This window comes from Lysinibacillus telephonicus (assembly GCF_039654155.1).
Lineage (GTDB): Bacteria > Bacillota > Bacilli > Bacillales_A > Planococcaceae > Ureibacillus > Ureibacillus telephonicus.
In genome coordinates, this window is sequence record NZ_CP155468.1 from 4,004,243 (window position 1) to 4,014,527 (window position 10,285).

Here is a 10,285-nt window from a genome sequence, read left to right on the forward strand (position 1 = left end):
CGTTCGAATCCTCACGTACATAGGTACGCTCCGGTCCTCACTCGTTCATTTCCTTATACTGCTCGTGTCTCGAAACCCTTAAAGTTAGTTACAGCTTTTCTATAAAGAAAAGACTTAAGAACTTACAATAAATTTCTTGAACTTTGTTTGTTTCAATGTCGTTTTATCCAGTTTTCAAAGAACGAAATTACTAAATTGAAGATAATTCATTTACATGAACTCTTCAAAACTGAACACAAAACGTTAATGTTAGTTGATCAAATCAACTATTCCGTTAAAATCCTTAGAAAGGAGGTGATCCAGCCGCACCTTCCGATACGGCTACCTTGTTACGACTTCACCCCAATCATCTGTCCCACCTTCGGCGGCTGGCTCCAAAAGGTTACCTCACCGACTTCGGGTGTTACAAACTCTCGTGGTGTGACGGGCGGTGTGTACAAGGCCCGGGAACGTATTCACCGCGGCATGCTGATCCGCGATTACTAGCGATTCCAGCTTCATGTAGGCGAGTTGCAGCCTACAATCCGAACTGAGAACGGTTTTATCGGATTGGCTCCCCCTCGCGGGTTGGCAACCGTTTGTACCGTCCATTGTAGCACGTGTGTAGCCCAGGTCATAAGGGGCATGATGATTTGACGTCATCCCCACCTTCCTCCGGTTTATCACCGGCAGTCAGATTAGAGTGCCCAACTGAATGATGGCAACTAATCTCAAGGGTTGCGCTCGTTGCGGGACTTAACCCAACATCTCACGACACGAGCTGACGACAACCATGCACCACCTGTCACCGCTGTCCCCGAAGGGAAGGCTATGTCTCCATAGCGGTCAGCGGGATGTCAAGACCTGGTAAGGTTCTTCGCGTTGCTTCGAATTAAACCACATGCTCCACCGCTTGTGCGGGCCCCCGTCAATTCCTTTGAGTTTCAGTCTTGCGACCGTACTCCCCAGGCGGAGTGCTTAATGCGTTAGCTGCAGCACTAAGGGGCGGAAACCCCCTAACACTTAGCACTCATCGTTTACGGCGTGGACTACCAGGGTATCTAATCCTGTTTGCTCCCCACGCTTTCGCGCCTCAGCGTCAGTTACAGACCAGAAAGTCGCCTTCGCCACTGGTGTTCCTCCAAATCTCTACGCATTTCACCGCTACACTTGGAATTCCACTTTCCTCTTCTGCACTCAAGTCCTCCAGTTTCCAATGACCCTCCACGGTTGAGCCGTGGGCTTTCACATCAGACTTAAAGGACCGCCTGCGCGCGCTTTACGCCCAATAATTCCGGACAACGCTTGCCACCTACGTATTACCGCGGCTGCTGGCACGTAGTTAGCCGTGGCTTTCTAATAAGGTACCGTCAAGGTACAGCCAGTTACTACTGTACTTGTTCTTCCCTTACAACAGAGTTTTACGATCCGAAAACCTTCTTCACTCACGCGGCGTTGCTCCATCAGGCTTTCGCCCATTGTGGAAGATTCCCTACTGCTGCCTCCCGTAGGAGTCTGGGCCGTGTCTCAGTCCCAGTGTGGCCGATCACCCTCTCAGGTCGGCTACGCATCGTCGCCTTGGTGAGCCGTTACCTCACCAACTAGCTAATGCGCCGCGGGCCCATCCTATAGCGATAGCAGAACCATCTTTCAGCATTTCATCAGGAGATGAAATGAATCATTCGGTATTAGCCCCGGTTTCCCGGAGTTATCCCCAACTATAGGGCAGGTTGCCCACGTGTTACTCACCCGTCCGCCGCTAACATCAGAGAAGCAAGCTTCTCATCAGTTCGCTCGACTTGCATGTATTAGGCACGCCGCCAGCGTTCGTCCTGAGCCAGGATCAAACTCTCCATAAAAGAAAATTTGATATAGCTCAAATATTTGCTGGCATCATATTTGATGTCCAAAATCTCGTTTCGTTCACCGACGAGGGTCAGCTACTAAAAACTATATTTCATTAACGTTTTGTTGTTCAGTTTTCAAGGTTCATTCGATACTTTATTATTATATTACTATAATACTATAATAATGTTTTGTCAATGCTTTTTTCGTTGCTTTTTAACAGCAACTTTTATATCTTATCATCTTCAAACGGAAAAGTCAACAGTTTTTAATTTCAAACTAACTTTTCGCCAGAGACGACTTTTACAATATTATCACCATAACATTATTGTGTCAATAGTTTTTTAAACCTTTATTACTTTTGAAATGAGTATTCATCTCAGAAGCAACGTTTAATACTATATCACCATAACAAACAATTAACAAGTTAAAATTTAAAAGTAAAACAATTTAGTTTTATTTAAATAATTAGATAAGAGTTTCTTCTATAATAATAGTTTTATAATCACTTAAAATATCCCAAACAAAAGTTTACAATTACTTTGTACATGTTTCATTTTAAATGTAACAATAATTTTCCCCAAATATAAAATTTTAAACTCCATATTAAAGAATATAATTAATCAGCCTGATTGTTAAAACTATAGACTTCTCGACTACAATAATTCTTGTGTTATTTCCCCCCTTTATTCCATTAACTTAAAATCTAAAAAAATACTAGTTAAATAGAAAAAGCGATAATTAAACAACAAACTAGTTGCTAATTATCGCTTTTCTATCTAAATATTGAAAATCACTACGCCGCTAAATATAACAAGAAGATTACCGCAAAGATATACATGATTGGACTTACTTCTTTCGCTTTTCCTTTAATAATCATCGTTAATGGATAGAAGACGAAACCAACCGCGATACCTGTTGCAATTGAGTATGTTAATGGCATCATAATCATTGTTAAAAATGCCGGTACTGCTATTTCAAAGCGATGCCATGCAATTTGACCAAGTGAAGCAACCATCAATACCCCAACAACTATTAAAGCTGGTGCTGTAACCGCTGAAGTTATTACTGACAACAACGGAGAAAGGAATAATGCCAATAAGAATAATACACCTGTTACAACCGAAGCAAAGCCTGTTCTCGCACCAGCTGCTACACCTGATGAAGATTCAACATAAGATGTTATAGTTGAAGTACCAAAAATTGAACCAATAATAGTAGCAATTGAATCGGAAATTAATGCTTTACCTGCGCGAGGTAAACGATTATCTTTAACAAATCCAGCTTGATTCGCAACAGCCATCAATGTTCCTGCATTATCAAAGAAGTCTACAAATAAGAAAGTAAGAATTACAGAAAGCATTGATAAAGAATAGAATTCTGGGTCTGAGAATGCGCTGAATAAAGCACCAAATGTCGGCGAGATGCTTGGCGGTGCTGAAAATACACCACTAGGCAATTCAACTAAACCAAAAATCATCCCTACAATAGCAGTAATGACCATTCCGTAGAATACGCCGCCTTTTAAACCTTTAACTAATAAAACAACTGTAATAATAATACCGAATACTGCAAGTAAAACCTGTGGATTGTGGAAGTTGCCGATACCAACTAAAGTAGCATCGTTATTAACAATAATTTTTGCGTTTTGCATACCGATAAACGCGATGAATAAACCAATACCAGCCCCTACCGCTAATTTTAACTCCATCGGAATGGCATTAATTAATTTTTCACGTAAACCAGTCAATGTTAATAATAAGAAAAATACACCTGAAATAAATACTGCTGCTAAAGCGTGTTGCCAAGGACTACCATTTACTAAAACTACTGTGTATGCGAAAAATGCGTTAAGACCTAGACCAGGAGCAAGTGCCAATGGATATTTTGCTAAGAACCCCATGATGAAACATCCAATTGCTGCTGAAACTGCGGTTGCTACGAAGACTGCACCATAATCCATACGTAAAGCATCTGGAAGGTCCTTTACATCATCTAAAGTCAACGTTAAAGGGTTAACAACTAAAATATAAGCCATAGCTAAAAATGTAGTGAAACCTCCTAGAATTTCACGACCATATGTTGTACCTAGTTGATCAAACTGGAAATACTTCTTCATTTTCTTCCTCCGTATTGTCGTTACAATGTCAAAATAAAAAGACACGCTACTATTAAAAGTTGCATGTCTACGATTTAGGCGAATTACTATATAACCATAGTATAACCATAGTAATCCATCATTTATTCCAAATCGTAGTCAAGCTATTTAAGGTAGCTTGGTAGAAACTTTCGAGCCATATTCTCGACATTATACGACTAAATATTTAATTTACGTTAGTAATATACCACCTCCTCTTTTCTATTTCAACCATTTTTACGAACATTTTATTAAATAAGTAGATAAAAGTTCGGAAATAAGTTTAATTTTTTTCAAATAATAGGAAACTATACACTTTATCATAATATAAAAGGGTCCATCTATTAGGACGGACCCTTTTGCTCTGAGAATGAAACCATCATAACGAAGATAATGATTATATTCTTGCACAACGCCAGAAAGCTGTATTACTCTAATAATGTTAACACCGGATAGATATACGGTTCACTTGGTTCATCAACAACGTTTAGACTTGTTACCTTAATAATCGGTAATTCATATCCACCATAGGTACCTATATCTATAACACCCTCAATTTCAATCCACGTATCTTCTTCAATTGTTTCTGCCCCCTGAAATTCAGCTAGAAATCCAATTATACTTGCATCCGCTATACAGTGCGTAATCAAAAATCTTGAAATGACTAGTTGATTATTAGTAAATCCATCTTCTTTAAATACGAAACCACTCATTTTAATAGTTTTTCCAACATAAGGCTGAGGGTTCTCGTTAATCTCTCCATAATAGGAACTGAACATATCATCAGTCATTTGTATCGTTTCTGATTCCTGAAGCAATCTAAACTTATCATTATATTCCTCTTCAGAAAGATAGTTATTATTTGGCAGAGGAATATGTTCACTTGAGTAAATATCAATATTCTCTTTCTCCACTAAGGACTCTGCATCTTCCATTAAAGAATCTTTATCTGAACTGTCCACCTTTTCCTCATTGCTGCCTTGAGATAATAGGAACCCTTTATTAGCTGCAATAGACGAGTCTAATGTGGCAGGTGACAGCGTAAATCCGGTTATGATCGGAAAGGCAACAATACTATAGCCAACTACTCTTTTTAAACTCCAATAATCGTTGCCATGATCGTGACTGCACCCATGAGAACAAACATGGTGAATATGCTTTTTCTGCCATATACGAGAAAGTTGGATTAGGAACAGAACTAGAAAAAAGACTGCAGCAATTTTACTCATAAAATCATATTTTGGATTAATATACTTTGTGATATCACCTGTAATATGGAGGTTAGTAAAAAACAAAGTAAATAACCCTAATAAAATGGCTTTTAAAAAATGTTGAAAATGAAATCTCATACCACACCTCCTATATAAAGCTCGCTAAATTTACAAATATAAAGACGATTATTGTGATCAGTAAAAATAAAACAAAAACAAATTTCGCCTTAAACACACTTAATAACATAATCGTATTTTTCAAATCAATCATCGGTCCATAAATTAAAAAAGCTAATATCGAGGTTGTTGGAAATACATTTCTAAAGGAAGCACCAATAAAGGCATCCGCTTCAGAACATAAAGAAAGAACAAATGCCAGAGCCATCATAACGATAGTTGACTGCACCTGATTGTCACCAAACAGCAATAGAGATTGTGTAGATACATAAGTTTGTAAGAAGGCAGCAACAAATGCACCTGCAATTAAATACTTGCTCATATCAAAAAATTCATCTATAGAATGCTTTAACATATCATTAACCCTTGTAATAAATGGCTGCTTTTTGTTCACTCGAGCATCTAAATGATGGCTTCCCTTGGATTTTTTCAATTGGTTCGATTTAAATAAGATGCTAATCACTAAAGCAATTGCCAACGCCGCAACAAATCCAACCCCCATGCGCAGCAAAGCCATTTCCATATCATTACCAAATGCCATGTAAGTTGATAAAATAACGATTGGATTAATGAGTGGACCAGTTAATAGAAACCCGACTCCTGCATATAAAGGAACGCCTTTCCCAATTAATCTACGTACGATCGGAACAATTCCACATTCACAAGCTGGAAATGCCGCCCCTACAACACAGCTCATTAATACTGCTAGAAATTTATTTTTCGGTATACAAGCTCGAATATGTTCTTCTGTAATAAAGATTTGAATAAACCCAGCAATCAACACCCCAATTAGCACAAATGGAATGGCCTCAATTAATATACTGAGAAAAATCGTATTTAATTGTTGGAAGGAATTCGGAATTGCTAACGATTTACCCCTTAAAAGTAGCGGGATTAGTAAAACTAATAATATCCCTAAAACAAATACTGTTGAGAAATTTACAGATTGCTTCTGCCTTGATTGCATCGTATCTCCTCTTTCTTTATTGCTTAGATTTTTATTTAACGGTTGTCCAAAATTCAAAACTTAGAAAATAGACATCTCATAATATAGTATTTGTTTTAAATCGTAATAATTCCTATTTATTTTTATTCGACAATAAAAAACTCTCTTTCATTGCTATTTCGGGCAAATAAAAGAGAGCTATTTTGAATATTTAATTGTTGATTATTTTATTTCCTATTCCCACACAATATTTACATAGTGAGTACCCATAGTTAATTGAATTCTTTATTAACAACGGTAAACATCCTATATCAAGAATATTTATCGTTAATGAGGTTTACAAACTTTCTTCCCATACAATACCTTCTTCGGATTTATAACGATAATTAACACTGCTGCTATCAAATAAAAAACCGCGTTGTACATAATTAATTCGATTAATTTCCCATTTATTAAACCAATAAATAGATTAAAGAAAAAGTGGATAATAATTGGAACGATTAAATTTTGATTTAAGTTATAGAATGCTGCCATGATGATTGTAGTGGATATGATTGCAATCATAAAGAACAGCATATATTTGATTAAATCAAAGCCTGTAAACCCTGTAGTAAACCATATAGGTAAATGCCATATCCCCCACCAAAACCCTATGATTATCGAAGCTTTTAATGGTGAATATTTTTTCTGAAGCTCCATTAGTGCAAAACCTCTCCACCCTAGTTCTTCTCCTAGTGGTCCTGACAAAAAGGTTTTAATAAAGTAGTAGATTAATACTCCCGATGTAGTCCTATTAAAAATAGAATCTGCTTCGCTATTACTAGACACGATAAACAAAATTATCAAAAATATGAAGAGTTGAACCATACTTACAGAAAGAACTACAGAAAATTTAATTTTAGTTCGAAATTTATTTTTTACAAATTGAATAAAACTCTGTCCAGGATAGATCCTTTTAAACAGCAATCCAAAAGCAAAAGTTGAAGACCAAGCAGATATACAGAGCATTGCAACAAAGAACCATATAGGAAATTCTAATAACCTCGTGACTCCTACAAGAAGAAAAAGCGGCCAAAAAATGATATTGGTTAGTAAAATAAAACTTACTACCGGTTTTTTTAGTTTTTTGTCTCTACTCATATATACTCCCCGCCTTAATTTTTAGAATACAGCAATGCTCATCCTTACTTAATACTTACTCACCTTAAAGGATTACGTATTTTTTCTATGGACACATGAAATTCTAGAAATACATTTATATACTTACCCAAAAAGTTCCCCCTTTTTATTGATGCAACATCGTTCTTTTCATTCCCCCTAATGAACCCTAAATTCCCCCTTACAGGAAGGATATTCTTATACACTAAAATAACTCTCTCCCATTTACTACTCTTTTAGATAAAAGCTAACCTGGCTAGATAGGAAAGTTGAATTATAATTTACAAAGGTGAAGTGGATTAACACTCAATTAAGAAGGATTATTAAGCCATGAAAGGAATCGATACGATATAAGGAGGAAGTCTCGAAATAAAAAAAGAAGAGAACAAACAGAACCAACATTCAAAATACTAAAAAAGATTAAAATATATAATCTATCCGAATTCAAATCATACTGCCAGAGATATATTTAACGGAATGAAATTTGATATGTATGTACTAACGTGGACAGGAAGGCGTAGAGGTGAAGTTATGGCTGCGATAGTGAATTAGGGGCGTATGAACGAAATATGATAATCTTTCTCTCGATTAATTTCGATTAACTGAACTACTTTAGTTATAAAAAAACTCCCTTTCATTTACTAAAAAAACGTAAATAAAAGAGAGTAAATTTTTGAAAGTCAATCGTTGTAGGTGAACATTTTATATCAACATAAATCGCGGTTAAACGGTGATATGACTCTATCCGTGAATAATTATTTAAACTTATTCCCACTCAATCGTTGCTGGTGGCTTAGATGTAATATCATACAGCACACGGTTAACGTGTTTTACTTCGTTTACGATGCGAACTGAGATTTTTTCTAATACATCCCATGGAATACGTGCCCAGTCGGAAGTCATGCCGTCTATTGATGTTACAGCACGGATACCTACTGAGTAATCATACGTACGAGCATCACCCATTACACCAACCGAACGGATGTCAGGCAGCACTGCGAAGTATTGCCAAATGTCGCGATCAAGGCCAGCATTTTTAATTTCTTCACGTAAAATATAATCCGCTTCACGAACTATTTCTAATTTTTCTTCTGTTACTTCACCAAGTACACGAATACCTAAACCAGGGCCTGGGAAAGGTTGACGCCATACGATTTCTTCAGGTAAGCCTAATTCTAAACCTAAAGCACGTACTTCATCTTTAAATAATGTTTTTAATGGTTCAATTAACTCAAACTTCATATCTTCTGGCAGTCCACCAACGTTATGGTGTGATTTGATTGTTTGAGCTGTTGTAGTTCCTGATTCAATGATATCAGTATAAAGAGTTCCTTGCGCAAGGAAGTCCATACCTTCTAATTTTGAAGATTCTTCATCAAATACGTAAATAAATTCATTTCCGATAATTTTACGTTTTTTCTCTGGATCCGAAACGCCTTTTAGTTTATTCATGAAACGTTCACGAGCATCGATTTTAATAACTTTCATATCAAAATCCTCTGTGAAAGTTTTCATAACTTGCTCAACTTCGCCTTTACGGTTAAGATTGTGGTCCACAAACATACATGTTAATTGGTCACCGATTGCTTTATGAATCAATACAGCTACTACTGATGAGTCTACTCCACCAGACAACGCGCATAGAACTTGCTTATCGCCAACTTGTTCACGTATTTTTTTCATTTCTAATTCGATAAAGTTTTGCATTGACCAGTCGCCTTTTGCATGGCAAATATCAAATACGAATTGACGCAAAAGATCATTACCGTAGACAGAGTGGCGTACTTCTGGATGGAATTGTACAGCATATAAACTGCGCTCAACATTTTGCATTGCTGAAATAGGACAAGATGTGCTTGTTGCAATTACTTCAAATCCTTCAGGCACTTCAGTTACAAGGTCACCATGACTCATCCATACCACTTGTTCTTTTGGAAGGTTGCCGAATAATTTATTGTCTAACGTTACGTTGATTTCCGCTTTCCCATATTCACGGTGGTCAGCTCCTTCAACTTTTCCGCCTAATGAATATGACATTAATTGCATTCCGTAGCAAATTCCTAAGATCGGTAATCCTAAATCAAAGATGGCTTCATCTACTTTAAATGCCTTTTCGTCATAAACTGAATTTGGTCCACCAGAGAAAATGATACCCACTGCGTTCATTTCTTTGATCTCTTCAGCTGTAATTGTGTGTGGATGTAATTCAGAGAAAACACCAAACTCACGAATACGACGAGTAATCAATTGGTTAAATTGGCTACCAAAATCTAGAACGACAATTTTTTCTTGTTCTTTTAACAATGGAGTTGTCATGCGCTTTTACACCTCTTCTAAAATTTGAAGGCTCCTCGTTTCATCAACATTAATATACCACGGCCAAAATTTTAAATTCATATTAATACGAATTCAACAACCGTTGAAGGTTTTAACAATATAAGAAAAGCGTAAGTGCCCTGCTCCTGTTGCTACGCTTTCGTCGCAAAAAGGCATTTTGCTTAGCCCCGACAAGCGCTGGAGGGACCTGACGAGTGTGGTTTCACACGCGGGAAGGTACCGAAGCGATCTCGAGGGGCTGGGCACTGGAGCTAGACATTACTCAAATAGATATATAATTTTTATCTTTCGAAAAGTACTTATATTGTTAAAAAAACGCGTTCAAAAAGAATACTTTCTGACGCGTTCATGTTCTAACTATAAAGACGGGCACACCTAGAAATACATAGCAATGCCCGCCGTCATAGATAAGTTATTTCAGGTAACTTAGTAGAAACATCCGAACCATATTATCGGACTTATATGAAGGCAGCCTATTTATTATTTTTCTAAATT

Annotated in this window: 5 protein-coding genes, 1 rRNA gene and 2 riboswitches; all 6 genes read right to left on the bottom strand. The window is 36.9% G+C overall.

The window, feature by feature from the left end; genetic code table 11:
- Positions 1–287 precede the first annotated feature (287 nt).
- A 16S ribosomal RNA gene (locus tag MKY04_RS19370) occupies positions 288–1,838 on the bottom strand.
- Positions 1,839–2,620: 782 nt separating this feature from the next.
- Entirely contained in the window at positions 2,621–3,943 is a 1,323-nt protein-coding gene (locus MKY04_RS19375; protein WP_346234986.1) for an NCS2 family permease, read from the bottom strand.
- 115 nt (positions 3,944–4,058) lie between these two features.
- Positions 4,059–4,160, bottom strand: a riboswitch (purine riboswitch).
- Positions 4,161–4,389: 229 nt separating this feature from the next.
- Positions 4,390–5,310: a TIGR03943 family putative permease subunit gene (locus tag MKY04_RS19380; protein WP_126295832.1), complete on the bottom strand. Its 921-nt coding sequence runs from the start codon at positions 5,308–5,310 to the stop codon at positions 4,390–4,392.
- Positions 5,311–5,320: 10 nt separating this feature from the next.
- Positions 5,321–6,316, bottom strand: coding sequence for a permease (locus MKY04_RS19385; RefSeq protein ID WP_126295831.1), 996 nt, complete (start codon positions 6,314–6,316; stop codon positions 5,321–5,323).
- 306 nt (positions 6,317–6,622) lie between these two features.
- Positions 6,623–7,435 (bottom strand): CPBP family intramembrane glutamic endopeptidase, encoded by an 813-nt coding sequence (locus MKY04_RS19390; RefSeq protein WP_126295830.1) that lies wholly within the window; start codon positions 7,433–7,435, stop codon positions 6,623–6,625.
- A 783-nt stretch (positions 7,436–8,218) separates the two neighbouring features.
- Positions 8,219–9,769, bottom strand: coding sequence for a glutamine-hydrolyzing GMP synthase (gene guaA, locus MKY04_RS19395; RefSeq protein ID WP_346234987.1), 1,551 nt, complete (start codon positions 9,767–9,769; stop codon positions 8,219–8,221).
- A gap of 405 nt (positions 9,770–10,174) precedes the next feature.
- Positions 10,175–10,276, bottom strand: a riboswitch (purine riboswitch).
- Positions 10,277–10,285 lie beyond the last annotated feature (9 nt).